This is a genomic window from Photobacterium sp. CCB-ST2H9, assembly GCF_023151555.2.
In the GTDB taxonomy this organism is placed as follows: Bacteria; Pseudomonadota; Gammaproteobacteria; order Enterobacterales; family Vibrionaceae; genus Photobacterium.
In genome coordinates, this window is sequence record NZ_CP100426.1 from 225,573 (window position 1) to 247,597 (window position 22,025).

Annotated in this window: 18 protein-coding genes; 13 read left to right on the forward strand and 5 right to left on the reverse strand. The window is 49.6% G+C overall.

From position 1 onward, the window contains the following. Window positions 1–27: 27 nt before the first annotated feature. Window positions 28–1,542: a dGTPase gene (gene dgt, locus L4174_RS17585; RefSeq protein WP_248142613.1), complete on the reverse strand. Its 1,515-nt coding sequence runs from the start codon at window positions 1,540–1,542 to the stop codon at window positions 28–30. 470 nt (window positions 1,543–2,012) lie between these two features. Between dgt and L4174_RS17590 the strand changes: the two genes are divergently transcribed. From L4174_RS17590 to L4174_RS17635, 10 genes are read left to right on the forward strand one after another with little or no spacing between them, the layout of a single operon-like run. Beyond that, a complete protein-coding gene (locus tag L4174_RS17590; RefSeq protein WP_248142612.1) occupies window positions 2,013–3,941 on the forward strand; it encodes a 3-dehydroquinate synthase in 1,929 nt (642 codons plus the stop codon). After that, window positions 3,941–4,846, forward strand: coding sequence for a UbiA family prenyltransferase (locus tag L4174_RS17595; RefSeq protein ID WP_248142611.1), 906 nt, complete (start codon window positions 3,941–3,943; stop codon window positions 4,844–4,846). Before L4174_RS17590 ends, L4174_RS17595 begins: the two co-directional genes overlap by 1 nt. Before the next feature lie 17 nt (window positions 4,847–4,863). Continuing rightward, window positions 4,864–5,805, forward strand: a complete 942-nt coding sequence (locus L4174_RS17600; RefSeq protein WP_248142610.1) for an EboA domain-containing protein — start codon at window positions 4,864–4,866, stop codon at window positions 5,803–5,805. Continuing rightward, window positions 5,792–6,676: a TatD family hydrolase gene (locus tag L4174_RS17605; RefSeq protein ID WP_248142609.1), complete on the forward strand. Its 885-nt coding sequence runs from the start codon at window positions 5,792–5,794 to the stop codon at window positions 6,674–6,676. The genes L4174_RS17600 and L4174_RS17605 overlap by 14 nt, the downstream gene beginning before the upstream one ends. 50 nt (window positions 6,677–6,726) lie before the next feature. Further along, on the forward strand, window positions 6,727–7,929 hold the full coding sequence (gene eboE, locus L4174_RS17610; RefSeq protein ID WP_248142608.1) for a metabolite traffic protein EboE: 1,203 nt from the start codon (window positions 6,727–6,729) through the stop codon (window positions 7,927–7,929). After that, window positions 7,922–9,307 (forward strand): alkaline phosphatase family protein, encoded by a 1,386-nt coding sequence (locus L4174_RS17615; RefSeq protein WP_248142607.1) that lies wholly within the window; start codon window positions 7,922–7,924, stop codon window positions 9,305–9,307. The genes eboE and L4174_RS17615 overlap by 8 nt, the downstream gene beginning before the upstream one ends. A 9-nt stretch (window positions 9,308–9,316) precedes the next feature. Beyond that, entirely contained in the window at window positions 9,317–11,239 is a 1,923-nt protein-coding gene (locus L4174_RS17620) for a hypothetical protein (protein WP_248142606.1), read from the forward strand. A gap of 15 nt (window positions 11,240–11,254) precedes the next feature. After that, a complete protein-coding gene (locus tag L4174_RS17625; protein WP_248142605.1) occupies window positions 11,255–12,304 on the forward strand; it encodes a ferritin-like protein in 1,050 nt (349 codons plus the stop codon). A gap of 9 nt (window positions 12,305–12,313) precedes the next feature. After that, entirely contained in the window at window positions 12,314–13,102 is a 789-nt protein-coding gene (locus L4174_RS17630) for a hypothetical protein (protein ID WP_248142604.1), read from the forward strand. Next, window positions 13,099–14,139: a hypothetical protein gene (locus L4174_RS17635; RefSeq protein ID WP_248142603.1), complete on the forward strand. Its 1,041-nt coding sequence runs from the start codon at window positions 13,099–13,101 to the stop codon at window positions 14,137–14,139. The genes L4174_RS17630 and L4174_RS17635 overlap by 4 nt, the downstream gene beginning before the upstream one ends. Before the next feature lie 84 nt (window positions 14,140–14,223). Here L4174_RS17635 and L4174_RS17640 read toward each other — a convergent pair whose 3' ends face one another. Next, window positions 14,224–15,270 (reverse strand): hypothetical protein, encoded by a 1,047-nt coding sequence (locus L4174_RS17640; protein ID WP_248142602.1) that lies wholly within the window; start codon window positions 15,268–15,270, stop codon window positions 14,224–14,226. A gap of 409 nt (window positions 15,271–15,679) precedes the next feature. Between L4174_RS17640 and L4174_RS17645 the strand changes: the two genes are divergently transcribed. Then, window positions 15,680–16,063, forward strand: a complete 384-nt coding sequence (locus L4174_RS17645) for a hypothetical protein (protein WP_254589146.1) — start codon at window positions 15,680–15,682, stop codon at window positions 16,061–16,063. 85 nt (window positions 16,064–16,148) lie between these two features. Here L4174_RS17645 and L4174_RS17650 read toward each other — a convergent pair whose 3' ends face one another. Both L4174_RS17650 and L4174_RS17655 read right to left on the reverse strand, forming a co-directional pair. Next, window positions 16,149–16,919, reverse strand: a complete 771-nt coding sequence (locus tag L4174_RS17650) for a hypothetical protein (protein ID WP_248142600.1) — start codon at window positions 16,917–16,919, stop codon at window positions 16,149–16,151. Window positions 16,920–17,102: 183 nt separating this feature from the next. After that, complete coding sequence (locus tag L4174_RS17655) at window positions 17,103–18,410, reverse strand: mechanosensitive ion channel family protein (RefSeq protein ID WP_248142599.1); 1,308 nt, start codon at window positions 18,408–18,410, stop codon at window positions 17,103–17,105. Between the two features lie 241 nt (window positions 18,411–18,651). Here L4174_RS17655 and L4174_RS17660 point away from each other — a divergent pair, with 241 nt between their 5' ends. Together L4174_RS17660 and L4174_RS17665 are read left to right on the forward strand one after the other, a co-directional pair. Continuing rightward, a complete protein-coding gene (locus L4174_RS17660; RefSeq protein WP_248142598.1) occupies window positions 18,652–19,080 on the forward strand; it encodes a hypothetical protein in 429 nt (142 codons plus the stop codon). A gap of 754 nt (window positions 19,081–19,834) precedes the next feature. Beyond that, window positions 19,835–20,176: a hypothetical protein gene (locus L4174_RS17665; protein WP_248142597.1), complete on the forward strand. Its 342-nt coding sequence runs from the start codon at window positions 19,835–19,837 to the stop codon at window positions 20,174–20,176. A 602-nt stretch (window positions 20,177–20,778) separates the two neighbouring features. Here L4174_RS17665 and L4174_RS17670 read toward each other — a convergent pair. Continuing rightward, the gene (locus L4174_RS17670) at window positions 20,779–21,822 is read right to left on the reverse strand and encodes a GMP reductase (RefSeq protein WP_248142596.1); all 1,044 of its coding nucleotides are present in this window, start codon (window positions 21,820–21,822) and stop codon (window positions 20,779–20,781) included. Between the last annotated feature and the right edge of the window lie 203 nt (window positions 21,823–22,025).

Genomic DNA, 22,025 nt, shown 5'->3' on the forward strand with positions numbered 1-22,025 from the left:
TCACCGGGCTATTGTGGCAACAGAGCATTATAATTCGTCGATGACGTGCAACATTCGGTATTCATCAAAGGCAAACTGATCCGTCATGCCGCTGATATAGTCCTGAATTAACCGAATGCGGAAATACAGTTCCCAGCATTGAGGGTCACATGCCAGGGGGAGATTTCCCAGGTTCTCTTGCCTTAGAGCAGCCTGATAGGCGCGGATATGTTTATTGGGTAATTTCTTGTAGAGGTGGTGCTGGTAAGCGGTTACATCGGGTTTATCTGCGCCCTCGACCAGTTGCTGAAATTGTCCGGCACTGAGTGTCAGTAGTTCATGATATGTGTCCAGCAGACCGGAGAGGATTTTATAGCCCTGCAATTCCCGGGATTCGACTTCTTTGGTGCCAAAAGCATGTTTGACGGCGATATTTTTTAAGGTTTTAACTAAAGCATGATTTGTTGAACGATCTTCGATGAGATGTGCGTTGTAGTGGCCATCAAAGACGGCCTCAATATGATCGATAAAATTATTCGCGGCATGTTCTGGCAGGCGTTTGCTCAGTTCAACCCGCATGAAAATGAAAAACTGGCTGTCACCGCAAATGCTGGCTCGTCTTGCGCTGTTTTGAGCAATGCCGACGATGGTTTCCATTTCTTTCAGACCCTGACCATCAATGTCAAAATCCCGGGCGATGGTTTGATATTCTTCGACTAGTAACTGACTGAGTTTTTGAATATCCAGAATTCCTTTTTCGACGGCATCTTCGAGATCTGCGAGTCCGTAAGAAATATCATCTGCTGCTTCCATGATGTAAGCAAAAGGTGAACGGCAACCGTCTGTAATACGAAGCGAAGTTTTTAAGTCTTCAATAAACTGATGTTCGCTTAAGTAATATCCGACTTTTTTCTTTAAATAGCTCAGGTCATTGCTTTTTTCGGGTTTTGGCTGATCGCCCCGGCGGGTGTATTTCATGATCCCGGAAACCTGAGAATAAGTCAGGTTTAATCCCAGTAAAGTGTGAACCAGCCGGATCGCTTGCGCGTTGCCTTCGAAGTTTTGTAAATCAAGCTGTAATGCATCAGGTAAATGAATCCCGGCTGATTGACCGATAGCTTTAAGATTTTTCCTGAACCAGTCATTGATCGCAGCTTCGCCAAAGTGACCAAATGGCGGATTTCCAATGTCGTGCATCAGGCAGGACATTTCGACAATCGATTCCATTTGTCTTTCAAGCTCATTCAGACCGTATTGATTGATGAGTTCGCGTTTTTTCAAAGTTTCAAAAATTTTCTGGGTGATGTGACGGCCCACTTGCTGAACTTCGAGAGAATGGGTCAGACGGCTTCGGACCGCAGCGTTTCTTTCCAATGGGAAGACCTGGGTTTTTTGCTGTAACCGTCTGACGGCAGCCGAGTTGAGAATACGTCCCCGATCGCTTTCAAAAACTCTCAGTTCAGGGCTTCCGTCGCCTTCACGATAAGGTCGTAAGCCATGTTTTGTACCATCCGTCTTGTAAACCCGGTTGAACCGTATTTTTACTTCAAAATTGACCGCCATATCCATTCTCCCAACATTCAAACGGATTCAATTTACTCGATCGGGCGTTCGTGAAGGAGGAGCTTAATTAAAAATGCGAGATCAATAACAGATGGAAATGCTCAGGCGGGATCTTTCTCATGTGAAATAAGCTGTTGTTTCATTATGAGAAGCCGTATTTATCTGTCATCAATATTTTGGTAATTGATTCATTTGTTTTTTACATAGTATTTATTGATGTCAATCACGCAATGAATCTTTGTATGATGCACGTTAAGCAGATAAATCTTTGTGTCTTGCAGACAAGACTATATTCAACAAAAAACAGTAGAAGTATTCCTGACGGAAATACTCATCGTTGTTCAGTGTCAATTGTGATTTGAATGAAAAGTTTATTGACTTTGCATTCGCAGACAGGGAACCGTCATGCGTGAAGCTGCGGGTTGTCGTTGAATCTCAGACACATTTTCAGTTGGGCAAGGTTGAACAATATGGATACATTTCATCGCACAGGCGCGGGTCTGTTGTTTTACGTCGTTGGCGTGATGGCGCTGATGATTCTTTCATTTCTTCTGTTCGAACAGGATGTCCAGTCTTTCGTTACCTCTACCATCACTTTCCTGTCTGAAAAAGCCCCAGCCGGTTTCTGGCTGATCTCACTGTTCATCATTGTGTTACTGACGTTTGATATCGTCTTACCGATTCCGTCCAGTCTGGTTGCTATGTTTGCAGTCGCCTCACTGGGTCCGTTGTGGGGGGCATTGAATATCAGTATTGGATTAATCCTGAGTTGCTGTATTGGTTACTGGCTGGGTATTCGCTCAGACCGCTTGCTGGGTGCCCGCTGGCTCAGTCACCGGGAACGCCAGAAAGCCCGTCGTCTGGCAGGTCAGTTAGGCGGCAGTACGCTGGTGGTGATGCGCGGTGTTCCTGTGCTGGCAGAAACTTCTGTGATCGCTGCCGGTATGATTCAGTATCCCTTCGGCAAATTCCTGCTCATGACGTCTCTGGCCAATATCGGGCTGGCCACGGCATATGCCTATGTCGGCACCTATGCCAGCGTTCAGGATCCATTTTTGCTGGTGGTGGCTGGAAGTATTGTGGTGCCGGCGCTGGGATGGATGCTGAAATGGACCTGGCAACAGCTGGCTGACTCAGCGTCAGTTTCTGATGCTGAATCAGATGCTGCATCGGGGGAGATTCAGACGATTAAAGCGGCATTTAGTGTTCAGCATCAATACCCTGTGTGTTTTACCCGGCATGTATTCGCCCGGAATAATTCAGATTTGCTCACGATATTGTTGCGATCACGGATGAATTCAGGCGAGGACGTCCTGTCACTGGGTTGTGTTTTGATTGTGGATCAGGGGGTTATTGATGGAAATCCTGAAGTACTGGATGAGGCTACACAGTATTTCTCTCAGCATCAGCAATATATCCACTTGATGGCTGAGCCCTTCGTCGTTCAGGGTGGAGAAGCCATCAAGCAGCCGGAACAGCTCGATATCCTTTACCGTTACCTGCAGCGGCATCAAGTCGATCGCCACAATATGGTGATCGCGATGGGCGGCGGTGCCTTGCTGGATGCCGTCGGATATGTCTGTGCAACCTTCCATCGCGGGATCAAATTGCTGCGGATGCCCAGTACGGTCCTGGCGCAAAATGACGCTGGGGTCGGGGTGAAAAACGGTATCAATGCCTATGGCAGTAAAAACCTGATTGGCACCTTTTGCCCGCCTTTCGCCGTGCTGAATGATCTGGCTTTACTGAATACGCTGCCGCAGCGGGATAAGCGGGCCGGACTGGCTGAGGCGGTGAAAGTGGCCGCGATTCGCAGTGCCGGATTTTTCCAGTGGCTGGAGCAGCATGTACCGGCCCTGAATGCTTTCGACAGCCGGGTGACACAACATGCAATTGCACGTTGTGCCGAACTTCATATCCAGCAGATTACTCAGGGCGGTGACCCTTTTGAAACGGGCAACATACGCCCGCTCGATTATGGGCACTGGGCCGCGCATAAGCTTGAATCACTCACGCAGTATGACGTCCGGCACGGTGAAGCGGTGGCGATAGGGATGGCTTTAGATGCCTACTATGCCAGCGAGGCCGGAATGCTGAGTCGTTATGACCTGAGACGGCTGACCGGTTTGCTGGAAAAGCTGGGTTTTACGTTGTGGCACCCGGCACTCGATCTCTGTGATCAGAACGGACAGCCTCTGATTTTTGAGGGACTGGAAGAATTTCGTCAGCATCTGGGCGGCCAGTTATGTATCACGCTGTTAACTGCGATCGGGACTGATGACGAAGTCCATGATATCGACACCGGCCGGTTATTGTTTGCACTGCGCTCCTTGAAGCAGTTTCATCAGCCTGCCGAGAAGCAGGATGAAGATCAGCCGCGTTGGCAGGAGGTCGGCTGATGCGAATGCACACCTGGCTGACACTCGGGCGGGCCTCCAATCTGCCCAGTGTCTGGAGTAACGTGTTTGCGGCCGCACTGGTGGCACAGGCCAGCCTCGACACTGACTTGATGCGAGCGGGAAGCCCGGGCCTGCAAGTGCTGTTGTGGGGGGGATGTCTGATCTCTCTGTCGCTGATGTATCTGGCGGGCATGTTTCTCAATGATGCTTTTGACGCCAGCTGGGACAGACGTCACGGCAATGCCCGTCCAATCCCGGAAGGAAAGGTTTCGGCAGCGATGGTCTGGCTGAATGGCGCCATGATGCTGCTGCTCGGCGTGGTAATCGCGGGGACTTTATATCAGCACGCGTATCCGGAACAGGCATCGCTGGGCTGGTTGATGGTGCTCTGTCTGGCGGCGCTGATCTTGCTCTATAACCTGGTTCACAAACGCTTTCGGCACAGTGCGGTCCTGATGGGCGGCTGCCGGCTGGGCGTTTATCTGATTGCGGCCATGATGCTGGCGGAGATCACTCCGGAGATTGTGCTGGCGGCAGTAGCGCTGTGCCTTTACATCAGCGGGATTACCTACGCTGCCCGGGAAGAACATGCTAACCGGGTCTCGCAATGGTGGTCAGTGGGGCTGCTGTTCCTCCCTGTTTTGCTCCTGACCACGCTGGGGTACGCCTTTCCTTATTTCTGGCTCTTTGCCGGTTTACTGAGTTTGTATTTGTTGTTCATGTTGAAGCACTGCCTTTTTTCTGCGTCCAGAAATGTGCGGGCGTTGATTGGTGGTTTGCTTGCAGCGGTACCGCTTCTGGACGGGCTGATGCTGGCCAGTATGAATCTGATTCTGCCCAGTCTGTTCTGTGTTGCATTGTTTTTCATTATGCCTCACTTACAAAAGTGGGTTCAGGCAACCTGATTGTGTGAGACCAAATTATGTATTCCCGACGTTTTGATACTCCGCTAAGCCATTTTTCTCCGGATGCACTGCAAAGTGAGTTGTTTGCCATGCTGGATCCTGCATCCAGAACCTGGCTGCAGGTTGCCAGAGACAAAATTCTGGATTGCAGAACACTCGATAACGCAGTGAACGCCCTGATGCTGACCAGTGCCATGACCCGGCGCAAACTGGGGGAAGAGGAACTGAAATACCAGCCCGAAGGGACACACTGGCAGGTTGATCAGGCTGGCCGGCTCTTGCTGCTGCTGACACTGAGAAGCATCGTGCCGAGCGCGCAGTGGGGGGAGTTACTGTTTTCTCTTTACCGGCAATTTGATGAAAACGAAAAAATTGTCACTGTCCGGGCACTGGACTGGCTGGGGGAGAATCATGATCTGAACCCGATTGCGATGGAAACGACGCGGACCAATGATATCAACCTGTTCGCGGCAATTGCGCTCAATAACTCTTATCCGGTGAAGTACTTTAATGAGCGGGCCTTTCATCAACTGGTACTGAAAGCCTTGTTCCTTGATTTAAATATTCAGCAGATTGAAGGGCTGCCGCTGCGTCAGTCGCCTGAACTGACGCAACTCTGTGTGGATCTAACGGAAGAGCGGCTGCGTGCAGCGCGGGAGGTGCCGACGTCAATCTGGCTGGGGATGCGCTATCGCTATCTCACGGACATAGCGAAACAAATGTACATGCAATATGTATTTTCTGAATCAGAGGAACATCAGCACTATACGCTGCTGGCTCTGGTCAATAACGGGGGACAGGACTGCCCGCCGGAGTTCTGGCGAAAACTGTCTCACCTTCAGTCGTCGATGCCGGATGAAACCCGGATGCTTGCTGATCGCCTGCTGTCAGAATTCCCTTTCAAACGCTCGCACTCCCCATTTTCAACAACAGGACATTCTCATCATGAAATTCTTTGATCCGCATATCCATATGGTGTCTCGCACCACAGATGACTATCAGCGTATGTATGCGGCCGGTATCGTCGGCGTGATAGAGCCGGCTTTCTGGCAGGGACAGCCACGGACCTCAGTCGGCAGCTTCGTCGATTATTTTGACTCCCTGCTGGGCTGGGAACGATTCAGAGCCAGCCAGTTCGGGATTCATCACTACTGCACCATGGGGTTGAACCCCAAAGAAGCCAATGATCTGGCACTGGCCAATCAGGTGATGGAGGTGCTGCCCCGTTTTCTGGCCAAAGATGGCGTGGTGGCTGTGGGCGAAATCGGTTATGACGATATCACGCCGGAAGAAGATATTTTTCTGGCTGAGCAGATGCAGCTGGCGATGGAGTTTGAGCTGCCGGTACTGATTCATACACCGCACAGAGACAAGATTGGCGGAACCAAACGAACAATCGCTCTGATTCGTGAAGTGGGAATCCCTGAAGAGATGGTCCTGATCGATCATCTGAACGAACTCACGCTGCCGCTGGTGATGGAAACTGACTGCTGGCGCGGCCATTCCATTTATCCCAACACCAAAATGTCTGAGCAGCGCATGGTTGCACTGCTGAAGGAATACGGTCTGGAAAAAATGGTGGTCAACAGCGCTGCGGACTGGGGATGCAGTGATCCGCTGAAAGTACCGAAGACCGGAGCCGCAATGAAAGATGCCGGTTACAGCGAAGCTGATATTACCCGGGTACTGTTTGAAAATCCGATTGATTTCTTTGCGCAAAGCGGCCGGATCAGCAGAGAGGCAGTCAATACGCCGATTAAAGTTGATCAAACCCGGTTGTGGGAATCCAACTCAGCGCTGCGGGGACAGGAACCGGTTGTTGAGAACTGAACCTGATATCAGCGCTCAGGGGATAAACGGACACAAGGAGATGGGGTGGTATGTGGCATCCGAGTGAACTGGCTTATTGCAGTAACCTTCACCCTGGCGAAACGCTGGCAGACGTGGAAGCGAATCTCAGCCGATTTTTTTCACCGGTGATGGCGAAGCGGGGGCAGACTCAGATGGCGAGCGGCTTGTGGCTGAGCGCAAGCGCTGCATCTGAGTTACAGCATCCTGAAGCCTTGCAGCATTTCCGGCGCTGTCTGCAACGCAACGGTGTGTCGCTGACAACGTTAAACGGCTTTCCTTATGGCAACTTTCACCAGAGTGAGGTGAAAGACGATGTGTATCTGCCTGACTGGAGTGATCCGCGACGACTCTTCTACAGCTGCCAGCTGGCGGTCATTCTGGCGAACTGTCTCCCACATCACGTGACGATGGGCGCAATTTCAACTCTGCCACTCGGCTACCGGCAACACTGGAATGACGACAAGCACCAGAAAGCGATTGAACATCTGATCTGGCTGAACGAGGAGCTTGCGGTCCTGAAAGATCTGGAGGGACGGCATATTCAGGTCTGTCTGGAAATGGAGCCGGACTGCGTGCTCGAGTCAACCTCACAGATGATTGATTTTTTCGCGGCCTTGTCCGCAGCAAATGGCGGCTATCCTGAGCATCTTGGCGTGTGCTTTGATGTCTGCCATCAGGGGGTCATGTACGAGGATGCCTATGATTCTCTGCGTCGTCTGACGGAAGCCGGGATCTATATTGGGAAGATTCAGATTTCGAATGCTTTTGAAGTCGATACGCAGGCACTGGAGGATCCTTTGTCGGACTTACCGGACGTCCTGGCGCAATTTGCGGAAGCGCGATATTTGCATCAGGTCAAAGCCCGGCATGCCGACGGGCGCCTCAGTGCCATGCCGGATCTGTCTGAAGCGCTGTCAGCCATGTATGCACCGGGCTCAGAACTGGCTGAGGCCGAGAACTGGCGGGTCCATTTCCATGTGCCACTGGATATGGCCCAATGTACTCACCCGGCCATGACCCCCCTGCACGACACCCTGAACAGCGTCTTCCAGTTTTTGTCTGATTACCGGTATCAGGTTAAACCCTGGCTGGAAGTAGAGACTTACTCCTGGCTGGTTTTACCGCCCGGATTACAGCCACAAAATGACGATGATTTGATTGGCGGTATCGTCAAAGAACTGAACTGGCTGGAACAGCGTCTGAAAGACAGAGGCTTATTACGCTATGACTAAGCCGCTGATTGTGATCAATATTGTCGGGCTGACTCCTGCGTTGCTGGGGGAACATACCCCGCGGCTCAATGCGCTGGCGAATGAAGGCATCATGACGCCCTTGCAGGGTGTGTTTCCAGCTGTCACGGCGACAGCACAGGCATCAATGCTGACCGGGCTGAGCCCTGCGGAACACGGGATTGTCGGGAATGGCTGGTATTTTCGCGAACTGGCGGAAGTGAAGTTCTGGTTGCAGCCGAACCAGCTGGTTCAGGGAGAGAAAATCTGGCACAAGCTCAAGCGTACGCGTCCTGATTTTCGCTGCTCGCAATTATTCTGGTGGTACAACATGTATGCTGATGTGGATCATGCGGTGACGCCACGTCCGCATTACCCCGCAGACGGCCGTAAAATTCTCGGGTTATATTCCGAGCCCGCTCAGCTGCATCAGGATATTGAAGCAAAAGTCGGCACATTCCCGTTTTTCAGTTTCTGGGGACCCGCGGCGGACATTCGTTCCAGCCGCTGGATTGTCGACTGTGCCATGGTGGAATTCACCCTGAACCGGCCGGATCTTCAGCTCGTCTATTTGCCGCATCTGGATTACAACCTGCAACGTCTGGGCCCGGATTCGCCGGAGATCAACGCCGATCTTGCTCAGATTGATTACGAAGCCGGACGTTTGATTGACTTTGGCCGCGAACAGGGGGCGGATGTCATGGTGGTGTCTGAATACGGAATGACCCCGGTCAGCCAGTCGGTCTCGGTGAACCGGATGTTACGGGAAGCCGGATTGCTGCAGGTCAGACAGTCGTTGGACTGGGAACTGCTGGATTGCGGCGCGAGCCGTGCTTTTGCCGTTGCCGACCACCAGGTCGCTCATGTGTATATCAAAGATCCGCGGGATATCCAGCCCGTGAAGCAGTTCCTTCAGTCCCAGCCCGGCATTGAACAGGTGCTGGATCGCTGCGAACAGCAGGCCGTACAGGTCAATCATGAACGCAGCGGTGAGCTGGTTCTGATTGCAGAGCCCGGCTGCTGGTTTGATTACTATTACTGGTTCGACGACAGCAAAGCGCCAGATTTTGCCCGAACCGTAGATATTCACCGTAAACCCGGGTATGACCCGGTTGAACTCTTTGTCGACCCTGCAATTCGTTTCGTCAAACTCAAGATTGCTGCCCGATTATTACAGAAAAAACTGGGGCAGCGCATGCTGATGGATGTCATACCGTTAGATACGTCGTTAGTGAAAGGCAGTCATGGCCGACTGGCGGAATCCCCCGAGCATGGACCGATTTTCATCACCAATAACAAGCAGATGTTGAATCGGCTGAATCAGCCGGATTGCTTATCCATGCAGCAAGTCTGTGGTCTGTTGCAACAGCACTTTCAATAGCGAGGCAATATGGGCTACTTAAATAACTTGCGGATGGTGTTCTCCGGCAGATTCCAGTCGGATGTGTCTACCGTCAATAATGATGTCCGGCATTTTGATGTCGAGAAATTCAAGCCGGAATATCAGGAATACCAGGACAAGACCGGATACAACGGTTGGTGGAACCCGTGTGGTTCCGGTGCTTTCCGGCTGATCGACTGTCAGGTGACAGAAGTCGGCTATCAGGACGGCACCACCACCAGCGATCCGCAGAAAGATCCGGTGATTGGGATGCTGATTGGCGGTTCCAACGATCTGGTCAGCGCCAAAATGGTGGATCTGGATCCGCAGATGCAGCTGGTTTCCGAGTTGTGGGGCCTGACTATGCGCCTGACTGACGGCAAAATCCCCGGCTTTTTTGAAGGCCAATTCCAGCCTGCACCATTTCGGGACATTCTGTTCGGACGCCAGCAGCAAAGCGGCGGCGGGGATCAGACGGCAACGGCCATTTATCAGTCGGTGCTGGAAGACTTGTCCTGGGTGAATGTCAGTCATTCGCCATTCCTGCAGCAACTGAAAGCGATGTCGGAGAAAACGGGCAAGCTGTCGGTTCGCATGATGGTTTACAGCTATAACATGGACCGGACCAGTCCGGAATTTACCATCGGGCGAGTGTCGGGTGTGATTGGCCCGGCATTGGAAGGCGAGCCGGACAGCTTTGTGCTGGGGCGTCGATTTGCACCGGCAAACGGTGACAGAACGCCGCAGAATATGAACTTTTTTAACGCTCAGGTGGATGCAGAAGGACGCAATATTTGTGTGGACCTGAGTAATGCTTTACCCCTGTTGAATGGCAATGGTGATTTTGTCGATATTGGACCGATTCAGCTGGTGATGCTGGGCAGCGAATTTGATGAAGGCACCACACATCTGAGCGAGTCGGTATTCACACCCATTGGCGATCCGATTCCGTATATGAGCACAAACTGGATGCACAATACCGGGGCGTTGTTCAATGCCACGAATCTGACAGACAGGCAGATTCAGGCCATGAGTTCACAGCCACTGGCTTTACTCAATACGAATGACAATTCCATCCTGATTCGTGAAACACAGGACGGGCTGCTGGTCCGTGCCGAACAGGTGGTTCACCGGCTGAATCCGGATATGCCGGTGGCGGTTGATTTTTATGCTTCACGCTATGGGGTGCCGTCGAAAGGCGAGCAAATTGAGGTCACGCTTCAGCCGCCGGCATCTGATCAGGGTGCTGGTCCGGATGATTTGGACGTCCCGATTCCTGTCATCAATATTCCGGCATCCGCGATCACGATGGGCGAAAATGCTGTCACGAATGCCAACGGAAAAGCTCGCTACGAATATTCGGTGACAGGGCCTGGCAATCCCAGAAAGTATATGGATGGCCAGGTGTATCTGATGAGTTATACACCGGTGGGTGCGACGGATTATATCCAGCAGTTCATGGATATCATTGCCAATCTGGTTTTTGACCATTACACCGTGCCGGCTCAGCCGACCTGGAATGACGTCAAACCTATCATGAGTCAGTACAACAACTTGTATCCGGTGATGGGACGGATGCTGGTCAACCTCAGCAGCTATGAGTCGATGGTGCGATTCCGCAGTCTGCTGGAGCTGGCCTTCTCCCGGGAACATAACGATCCCAACTATATGCCGGTGACACGCGACCTGTCTGAACCCAAACGGCAAATGCTCCTGAAGTGGCTCTGTGAGCAGGACAGCAGCGGGAAGTATGTGCTGCGTCGCGGTCAGGATGATGCCCCGCTGCCGATTGAACCCTGTGCGTCCTGTGAAATTTCTGAGCCTCAGGGGCAGGTGAAAGCGCGTCTGCTTGCTGAAGCGCCGGAGGTTTTGAAAGGGTCAAAAGAGCTGGCAGCAGACCTGTATCGACGTCATACCAACAAACAAGATTAAAGGGCGGGCAAGATCATGTTGAAACTCAAAAAGGAAGTTGTTGAAAAGATTCGCGGGATTACCAATGTCGTAGAATTGCATCATTACCTGCAAAGCGCCATTGAACTGGAACACGCGACGATCCCGGTTTATCTGACAGGGCTGTTTTCACTGAAACAGGCCCAGAATGTGGAAGCCGGAAATCTGGTACGCAGTGTTGTGATTGAAGAAATGCTGCACATGAGCATTGCCTGTAACGTGCTGAATGCGATTGGCGGTCAGCCTCAAATAAACAAGCCCGGTTTCGTGCCGACTTTCCCGGGGCCGTTACCCATGGGCGTTGGCGAAGACCGGGGATTGATTGCTACTCTGGCGCCACTGACCAAAGAACAGGTCAAAACTGTCTTCATGGCGATTGAGGAACCGGCAAATCCGATTGATATCCCGGTTGAGAAACTCATGCTGGCAGCCGACCCGTCCTATACCACGATTGGTGAGTTTTATCAGGCCATTATTGACAAGATTCAGCAATTAGGGGACGGCATTTTTACCGGCGATCCCAGTCGTCAGCTGGCCGATACCAAATGGTTCCCATCCAATGAGCTGTGGGCCGTCACGGACGTGGAGAGTGCCTGCAGCGCGCTGCAACTGATTGTGGATCAGGGGGAGGGCAGCAGTAAGTCACCGGTCGATGAGGAGGGTGAGCTGGCACACTATTATCGTTTTGCTGAAATTTATTACGGCAAACGTCTGGTCAGAGATGCCGGTTCTCCGGTGGGCTGGTCGTTCAGCGGGGCGCCCGTGCCGCTGAATCCGGATGATGTGTATAACCTGAAACCAAGTGCCAAAGCGGAAGATTATCCGGCAGGCAGTGTGGCCCGGCGTTATGCAGATCAGACGAATTACACCTATTCCTCACTCCTGAACTCACTGCACCATACCTTCAACGGGGAACCGCAGCAGTTGGATCATGCGATGGGACTGATGTATGAGCTGCGTCTGAGTGTTCAGAAAATGGTAACCATTGACCTGGGCAATGGCGTATATGCTGCGCCGCCGTTCCAGTACGTTGCGACCAACGTGTAAGGAGGACTTATGCGTCATCCGTTTATCTTTCATGAGATTGTCACGCCGTCACCTTCCGAGCTGTGCCGTTTCTATGGCGAAGTGTTTGGCTGGCGCTTTCAGCAGATGGACGATCAGGGTGCGCTGTTTGCCATTCTCCCGGACAGACCCGGCGATGCTCCGGCTGGCTTACTGACGCAAACCTCGGCAGAGCCGGGGTTTGCTCAGGCCACCTTGTTTTATGTTCAGGTCGGGGATATTGATAGCTTTCTGCCCGGGGTTGTTGCGCTGGGCGGAGAGATTGTCATGCCTGCAGCGTCATCAATGCTGGGAGAGTGGCAGTACCGTCTGGCGGTGATTTCAGATCCGCAGCAAAACCAGATTGGGGTGATGGAGCCGGTGACCCGGGACGGTCAGATGGTCCCCGTTCCTGTCACACCTTTCCGGTTCAATGAAATCGTGACGCCTGAGCCGATCACCCTGGCTGATGAATTTTATGCGTCACTGTTCGATTGGCAGATACGGCAGACTGGCACTGCGGAAGCTCCTTTTCTGACCATCAGCACGGGACAGTCGCAAGGCCCGGAAGGCGGAATTGCAAAAATCGCCGACAGGCCGGGATTCAATCAATTCGCCAGCTTTTATATTGAAGTGAACCATCTTGAATCGGCATTGGGGCGAATTGTTCAGTCAGGCGGTCAGTTAGTGATGCCTCAGGTAACGGTCCCATTAGGCAAGGACAGCGTCACGATTGCAATGTTTACGGATCCTCAACAGAACCAGCTCGGTTTAATCAGCCGGATGGGAGGCAGCACATGAAACAACGACAGGGTATTTCTTTGCGCAGACGGTCTGTGTTGACTGCATCAGCGGTGAGCATGGTGTTGAGTCTGATTTTAGCCAGCTTCAGTCTGAATGTGCAGACGTTCGCTGCAGAAGCACCGTCTGGTGTTTACTTCACCATGGGGGTTCACAATAACTTCGGCTGTGAACCTGCGAGTGTTTGTCTGCCAAAACGGCAGGCGGGAGATCCCACTGATCCTCAGTATCCGGAATATTGGGTCAGCGACTGGACCATGTTCAGAGTTTTTCAGAATTATCAGAGTAATCCGCCACCGTATACCAATCCGCCGTCCACGCTGAGTGCACAGGACTATACCGTGTCGTATGGCACGACGTATTACGACAGCACGTATCGCCCGTCTGACGGGGACGGTGAGGGTGCCATGATGGAGCATTACGATAAGTACTGTCTGCCGATTTTTCCGATTCAGAATAACAATTACACCTGCTCCTTCATTTCGCTCGGGAATAAAGCTTACTTCCTGACTTACCCGGAAGACAGGCCCGCAGATATGCCGGAATGCTGTTTGTTTTCACCGGAAAATCATCCGCCACGACGCGATTTCATCAAACATTTGCCTTACAGCGCAAAGCGAAGTGCGCAGCTGAATGATTCGGTTCAGGCTTACGCCCTGACATTACAAGGCTCTGAGCCGATTTTGTTCGGTTATGCTTTCAATAAAAACGCGTCCCCGGATGCGAATAGCGGTGTCTGGTACCGGCATCCTCAGTCGTTCTATTTCTCCGGGGATACTACGACTGCTAATGCCCCGATTGTCAGCCAGAATTACACGAGCTTCCGGACTCAGAAACCGAATGCGAAAGACACCTGGGACAGAGTCGGGCAAATGTGCACCGCAACACCCTTGCCGAAATGCCAGCTGTTTAGCGCTCAGCAGAACACGCAGCAGCAACAGGACACGAAAGCGTTGCAAGCTGTCCCGCAATCTGTCCCCAGCCAGCGTGGTGCGGGTGTATGGAGTGATTTGAAACCGCCAAGACTGAAAAATTAAGGTGGGCAAAATCAGGGTAAACGATTGAATGCGCCCCTTGAAAGCAGCTGCGCTTTTTCAGGGGACGCATCGAAACTTTACAGATTAGTCAGTCGGATAGTAAGCATTGCAGTTGAATGCGTTTTGGCTGGCATAAGTGTTTCTGGGCTGGCCGACATCCGTATTCCGGTCACCCAAGGTATTCGGCCCTGCATGAATGGCTGCCATGGCAACAGAACAGGCATCGTGATGATTGCCCTGGGTACAAAAATTTTCTGCGTAAACAGAATTGATGGGGCCAATAATGACGCCATTGCCTTCCTGCCCGCACTGCCAGTTGAATCCGGCTAAATATTCCCAGTTTTTCCGATGACCAAATAAGAGCCTCACCATGTCATCTTCGTAGGGGCCGCCCCAATTAAACGTCCACAGAAAGACAGAGTTGATGTGAGACTTGTGCGCAATATCGCCGCTGAGATAGTTTAAATTATTCATATCCCAGGAAGGCCCTGTATGCGTGCCCAGATCCCCTAAAAAGGGATTCCCGGCGGACAGACCACACTGAATCTCCCATGATTTGCACTTCTCCGCGGCAGTATTACTGTCCCGGTTGCTATCGACTTCAATAATCAATGTACTTTCCCGGTGACGGTGAAAACGGGAGATGTCGGCCCTGATCACTTGTGTATAGGCCGTATCGAGCTGACTGACCGGCCATACTCCCCAGAATTTCCGAAGCGAGCCATCACCTGTACCCAGAGCGTGGTCGACGATTTGCGTGAGTGTCTGATATTCCGCGTCTGAGCGCTGTCCTGATTTTATATCGAGCCAGACCGCACCCATGTGATTGATACTTTGCCCGTTGATGCCTGTACCTGTATGGGCTGTGTTTAATACCTCCGATAAATTATAAGCTTTGGCATCTCCCCGGTGATAAGCACACCATTCTTCCTGACTGCACCGAATACGGGGTGAAATCTCCGAGGCATGCGTAATATCAATTTCTATCGCATTCAGCCCGTCATCAATTGCATGATTGACGGATGCCGGGCTGTTTGCTCTGTGTGCAAATATCCAGGCGCCGTTGGAAGCAAAACTCTGAGCAGAATAAAAAATTAATAACACAGGGATTAATATTATCATCGGGTGCATTGTTTCCTCCGTGAATACAGTTGTGAACGATATAAAGATTCCATCATCGTTCGAATTGAATGAGGTTAATATTTTTTGATGCGATGGTATTGAGGTGTTGAAGTATTTTCTGTTTCGACGGTTCGGTTGATTGAACAGCTGATGATTTCATAAAAATTTTAAATTGAATCAAACGGTATGATTGTAGGTGAGCATGCCTGACGGGGACAGGCACTTTTCCGGAGCTTGTTTCCAATCTGCGAGCGGGTGAGCGTTGTGTAACGGGGCGCTTTCTTAACGGGCACAGGCACGATTGAGTCAAGGACCTGTCCCTGTATGCTTTCCTTTTCTGCTTGCCTTATTCTAGCTCTATTTATTGCCAGTCACATTTAAGAAATCATCCGATCAGAGCGCCATAAGGAAGGGTATTTTGTTGAAATCATTTTGGAGCCATATGAGCGGGTTAAAAACGGCCTTGAAAAAATCGATCATCTATCTTGCGATGATGATTCTGTTGGCTTTGGTATTTCAGTTTACCTTTGGACGCATTATTCATGGCACGACGATTGTGGCTGCCCTGATGGTGTCGATTGCTCTGGCGCTCAGACTGCAATTGAAGCACTTGCCCGTTCTGTATGTTCTGGTGGCTGCGTTTCTTGGTTTCGACAGAAAAATGCATTGGTTTTTGCTCGCCGGGCCAAAAGCAGAGCCACTTCTATCGTTCGCGACAAACGCGATGTTTTACTGCCTGCCCGTCATCGGGGCGTTGCTCCTGGAAAAGATCTGCCGCAAATGCGAGCGATTGATAAGTTGATAGGTAAAGGGTGATAGCGTTCACCGAAATAGAAGGGCACCTCAGTGATGAGATGCCCTGAAGATACAGGCCGAACCTATTCAGATTACCTGGTGAGGGCGTCCCAGCTTTCCTGGAAGTTGACCGTCCAGAATTTCACTTCATCTTTTTTTTGCGGAAATTTCATTGTCACCCACGTTTCACGGGAAAATGACTTTTTCAGTTGCTGTAATGCTTTTGGGGATTCAGGTACCGTCGTCATCAGGTGCTCTGAATCACAACTGACCTTCATCTTGACGGTCACATTGTTGACCAGTACATCACTCCGCTCCGGCATTGTGTCAGGGCGGCAATATCTGGGCCATTGAATGGCGATTGAAGGGGTGCCCGTGGTTGTGTGCGTCAGGAATACCGTATAGCGATCTGGCCTCATTTTCGCTGCGGTCGCTTCAGAGTACTGTTCTAAACGTTGCCGATAAAGTGTCCCTTTTCTTTGAGACAGGGTGATCCCTTCCTTAAGTTGTGTCTTCGTGACTTTCAGGCCCGAGATGAAACGGATGGCCCATTGCAGACGTTCATTGTATTTGTCTTGATCGATTTTCAGAACATAGTCATCTTCGGATGGCACCAGACTTTGTTCAATGATCGATAAACTATCTAAAGTCTGTTGAAATTCATCATACTTCTTTTTCGAAATCTGAGAATACAGAGTCGTTGCACGATATTCTGACGGTTCATGACCTTGAAAATGACTATAACTGACGCGTTTGCCATTTTGTTCTTCAACCAAAGTGCTTTGATGGAGTGAATTGGCAAAAGCCAGTTGCGTTTGAAACGCTAGAAATGGAATCAATGTAAAAGCGAATAACTTCATCATGAAGATCCAAATATGAAAAAACACAGGTGCATATGGCGACCATGTTCAAGAAAAATTTTTATGATTGCGCCAATGGCCGTCATTGAGACGGGCACAATTGTGAATTTCAGGACAGAACAAGACAGCCGCATCGAATGATACGGCTGTCTGAAGACGATCGTGAAAATGCAGGTGGCTGGCTGGTTAGTTCATTCTCATCGATTCGGCAGGTTGGTATTCACTTGCAATCGCTTCCGAGCTTTGGGAATGCCGATGACTGGCAGACGTTTGCCATTCACGGAAATCATGGCCTGTCGGCGCCTGAGAAACACGCAGTCCAAATTCTGGGAGTACCGCATAGAGATGATCGAAGATGTCCGACTGAATGCGTTCGTAATCTACCCATACCGTGGTATTGGTAAAGCAGTAAACTTCCAGTGATATGCCTTCATGTGTTGGTGGCAGCTGGCGGACCATAAGCGTCATATGCTGATGAATACTGGGGTGCTGACGCAGGTATCGCTCCAGATATGCCCGAAAACTACCAATATTTGTCAGCCGTCGACCATTGATACGGCATGCCAGATCAGAGCGGCTTTGCTCGTTATACCGGCTGATTTCTTCTACCTTATCTTTCATATAAGGTTCCAGCAGCTGTGCCTTGCGCAGGTAGCGGGTTTCTTCTTCAGAAAGAAAATGTACGCTGGTGGCATCGATCAACAGGCTGCGTTTAATCCGTCGGCCTCCGGACTGCTGCATCCCTTTCCAGTTTTTGAATGAATCGGAAATCAGCGCGTAGGTTGGAATCGTGGTAATGGTTTTATCCCAGTTCTGCACTTTCACCGTGGTCAGACTGATATCAATCACGTCTCCATTTGCGCCGTATTTCGGCATTTCCAGCCAGTCTCCAACACTCAGCATTTTATTGGCCGAAAGCTGGATACCTGCCACCAGACCTAAAATCGGATCTTTAAACACCAGCATGATTACCGCCGTCATCGCACCCAGACCACTGAGCAGGATCACCGGCGATTTCCCAATCAGAATCGAGGTACCAAGCAGTGCCGCGATAATAAAGAAAATGATCTTCAGGCTCTGGGAAATACCTCTCAGCGGCATGTTGCGGCCAGCCTGAGTATGACCCAGCAGAACTTCAATCACGCCAAGCACGGCAAAGAGTGTCAGGAGACCGTACAGAACAATCCAAAGCGAGGTGAGGGTTTGCAGAATTTCATAGACGGCACTTTCATCGGAAAGCCAGAGCTGTGCCTGAATCGCAATGACAATCCCCTGAATCAGCAGGGCAAACCGGCTGAATAATTTCTGGCCAAATACGGCTTTGTGCCAGAGCGTTTCACTGTGACCTGTAAACCGGTTTAACCACAGAATGACCCCGCGATGCAGAATTAAATGAATCACAATGGAAATCGCGGCGATCAGACCCAGCGCCTCACCAAGGTCGATCAGGCGTTGAACATCTATCTGATGAGAGTTGAACCATTCCGTAAGCATGGAAAATTTTGCTGCCTTCAATCAAAAACCAGCCGCCAATGTAGCACGAATACACGTTTATCTACATGAGGCAAAGGGTTAAAGATTGTGACGATCGATGGAAGTGTTGGAGCAACGGCATCCTGCTGATGTACGCGTAGGGGTGTTGCTTTGGAATTGACTAACTTTTTTACGGTTAGCTCATATGTGCTCAATGTTTTATATCAATGGGTCGCATGATGAAAGCACATGATGTTTTTGAATGCGAAAGGCTTACGACTGCATGAATATTGGGAAAATATACTTCTGGATCCTTCTGACGATTTTTATTCTGACGGCAATGTTTTCTTCAGGGAGGATGGCTGATCTTTCCGAGACTTCAAACGTGTACCTGTTTGCCAATTTGTGGGCGGCATGGTGTATGGTTTCTATCGTATTTGCCCTTTGGGGCACAGCCGCTTGTGTTTATGGTACACCGCCACTGAAAAATCGTTATTTGATGGCTTTTATTTTAATCAGCAATTCATTTATCTTTTTCGTTCAAGTGGAAATGCTGTCTATGTTTTATCAGATGTCTCTGAAATTTTCCGCTTTGTTTCTGCTGGAACTGATTTATATTCCGTCATCGTATTACATCTGTAAAAATTGGCGAAATTTATCTTTAGCAACCAGAAATTCGAGTCATCAGTGATTCGATTTTTCGAATAGATGAATGGCTGTTATTTATATTTTTAGTGTGGACAGAACAGTTGAGGTATGGGCTGGAGTTTTGGTGAGGCTTCAGTTCTATTTCTCATTAATGTGATAGTAAAATGTAATCATCGAATCTTTAGTTTTGGTTTTTGTTGGCATGACATGAAATATGAACGTGAAATTACATTCGGTGTTATATGCCGGGATTATCTTTATTTTTTATACCGAAATTTAACTCAGAGCTTTCTATTTTTGTTGTCTGAATTTTAAGTTTCTATTTTATTCTTTCTGTAACACATTTGGATATTCAATAATTTTATTTACTGGACTTTGTTTGATCAAGTTATCCATCTTGTGAGTACTTGGGAAAATTAATGCTTGGAAGGGCTAAGTGAAGCTAACCGTTAGCCAAGATTTCATCATCCGTGTTTAGTACATCACGGATGATGCGACATTATCTACCAAGCCGCACGTTGATGTATCAACTACCGTATTAGCAGGGAAGTAATTATGGCACTCAATAAAAACGCTTTGAAACAGAGGATTATTACTAATTTGCAAGCGAAGGCTTTGTGATAGAAGTGGAGCATACCGCTGGGGCGATATGGCTGAAGCGATTTCGGCGGCTGTGATCGAGGAAATCACGCTGAATGTTCAGATAAAACCAATAGCGGTAGCTAACTAGGGCTATAATCTAGAATATTCAAACCGATTAGTATTTGATGGCTTAGTTATTTCTAAAGGATGATCATATGGTTGAAGCAACGTTCCAAAAAGTCATTTGCCTTAATTTAAACACTTGGGAAGCTTATCCAACGGGCAATCAAGGCTATCTAAAATTATTGAGCAGTATGAGCACAAGCCCTGAATCAATTCGTAGAGACATTTTTCAAAAAATTGATGAGGGGGGTGAGGCTGGAAAAAACTATAACGAATGGGCGAATACTGTTCGAAGAGATGGAATCAAAAATTTTTTTGTTATCTCGGTAAAAGGAGAGACACAAGATGCAGCCAACGAACTGGCAGAGAAGCTGATAAAGGACAATGGGTGGAAAGATATTAGCGTTAGAACTTATGCGACAAAGTTAAACTGATGCAATAGAGATATCCCCAAACTAATAATCGGCCAGCACGGGCGCTTTTATGTTGCCTGCTGGTAGTCCCACTCTGACGGTCATGGAATGAAGTGATCGCGTGACGTAATCCGCACTCCTCCTCCCCGCCTGCGAGGTTCTCGCGGTAGATTTTTTTCAGTTTTGGATTAATGAAAATTGTACCCCGAAGGTGCTAGTTTACTGGGGTCTGTAGGAAAATAGGAATTTCAAAAATTGAAAAAACTTTCAGTAAATTGAAAAAGATATGATCGAAATTTGATCTTCGGTCTGGTGTAACTCATTGATATTTATGGATTCCGATGGTTTCCGTCAGAAGTTGGACTGTTCTAAGGATCAGTGGAGAATTTTAATATTTCCAATTATCCATTTTAAAACAGTTGGTTACATGATTTTTATTGGAGATTCGATTTCAATTTCTTTCATCAGGTATTGAGTCACAGTGTGGGGGAGAAAAGGAGCTTAAGAAATCACGGTTTCTGTGAGAAAAATTTCTCAGGTGTAGACATTTTGTAGACACTTGGCGATTTTGGGTATGAAAAAGGCCGCTCAAATGCGGCCTTAAATACTTCGGAAAAACCGAGTTATTCTCTTCCGTACACGTTGTTTTCTTGCTCTTGTACACGGATGAACGTGGTTCGTTTGGTCAACTCTTTGAGCTTCGCTGCGCCAACGTAGGTGCAGGTTGAGCGCACGCCGCCCATGATATCCTGAATGGTGTTTTCCACCGGGCCACGGTATGGCAATAGGACGGTTTTTCCTTCAGCGGCACGATAGATGGCAACACCGCCAGAATGCTTGTCCATCGCGCTCTGTGAAGACATGCCATAAAATTTCATGTAGGTTTTACCGTCTTTTTCAACGATTTCACCGTTGCTTTCTTCATGGCCAGCCAGCATGCCGCCGAGCATGACGAAATCGGCGCCGCCACCGAAGGCTTTGGAGACGTCACCGGCGCAGGTGCAGCCGCCGTCTCCGATGATCTGACCGCCCAGTCCGTGTGCTGCGTCTGCACATTCGATAATGGCTGACAGTTGCGGGTAGCCGACACCCGTTTTCACGCGGGTGGTGCATACAGAACCCGGACCAATCCCGACTTTGACAATGTCAGCACCGGCCAGAATCAGTTCCTCAACCATATCACCGGTGACGACGTTTCCGGCGCTGATCACTTTATCCGGGAAGGCTGCGCGGACTTTTTCAACGTACTCAACCAGATGTTCAGAATAACCGTTCGCGATGTCGATGCAGATAAATAGCAGATCGTCAGACAGAGCCATGATGTCTTTGGTTTTCTGGAAATCCGCATCTGAAGTGCCGGTGGAAACCATCACATGTTTCAGGATATCAGCACCATTGCTGTGAACAAAGCCAGCCCAGTCATCCACGGAGTAATGTTTATGAATGGCGGTCATGACATTGTGTTTCGCCAGTGCAGCAGCCATGTCGAAGCTGCCGACAGAATCCATGTTGGCCGCAATAATCGGCACGCCAGACCATTGACGGCCACTGTGCTTGAATGTAAAATCGCGGGTTAATTCAACTTGAGAACGGCTTTTCAGCGTTGAACGTTTCGGACGAAACAGTACATCTTTGAATCCCAATTTCAGGTCTTGTTCGATACGCATTGAAGTTTCCTTATCTGTCTTCAGTGTTGCTATCGGATATTGCTCTTCAGAGTATGAACTATTGGCAGATAGCTTCATTGTCTGAAGAGCAGGCACAAAAAAACCGGAGCGTTGGCAGACGCTCCGGTTTTCAGCATTATAGGTGGAGAAATTTTTTCCACAAGTCTGAAATATGCATTTTTTTTGTGGTATCCTCCCGAAGA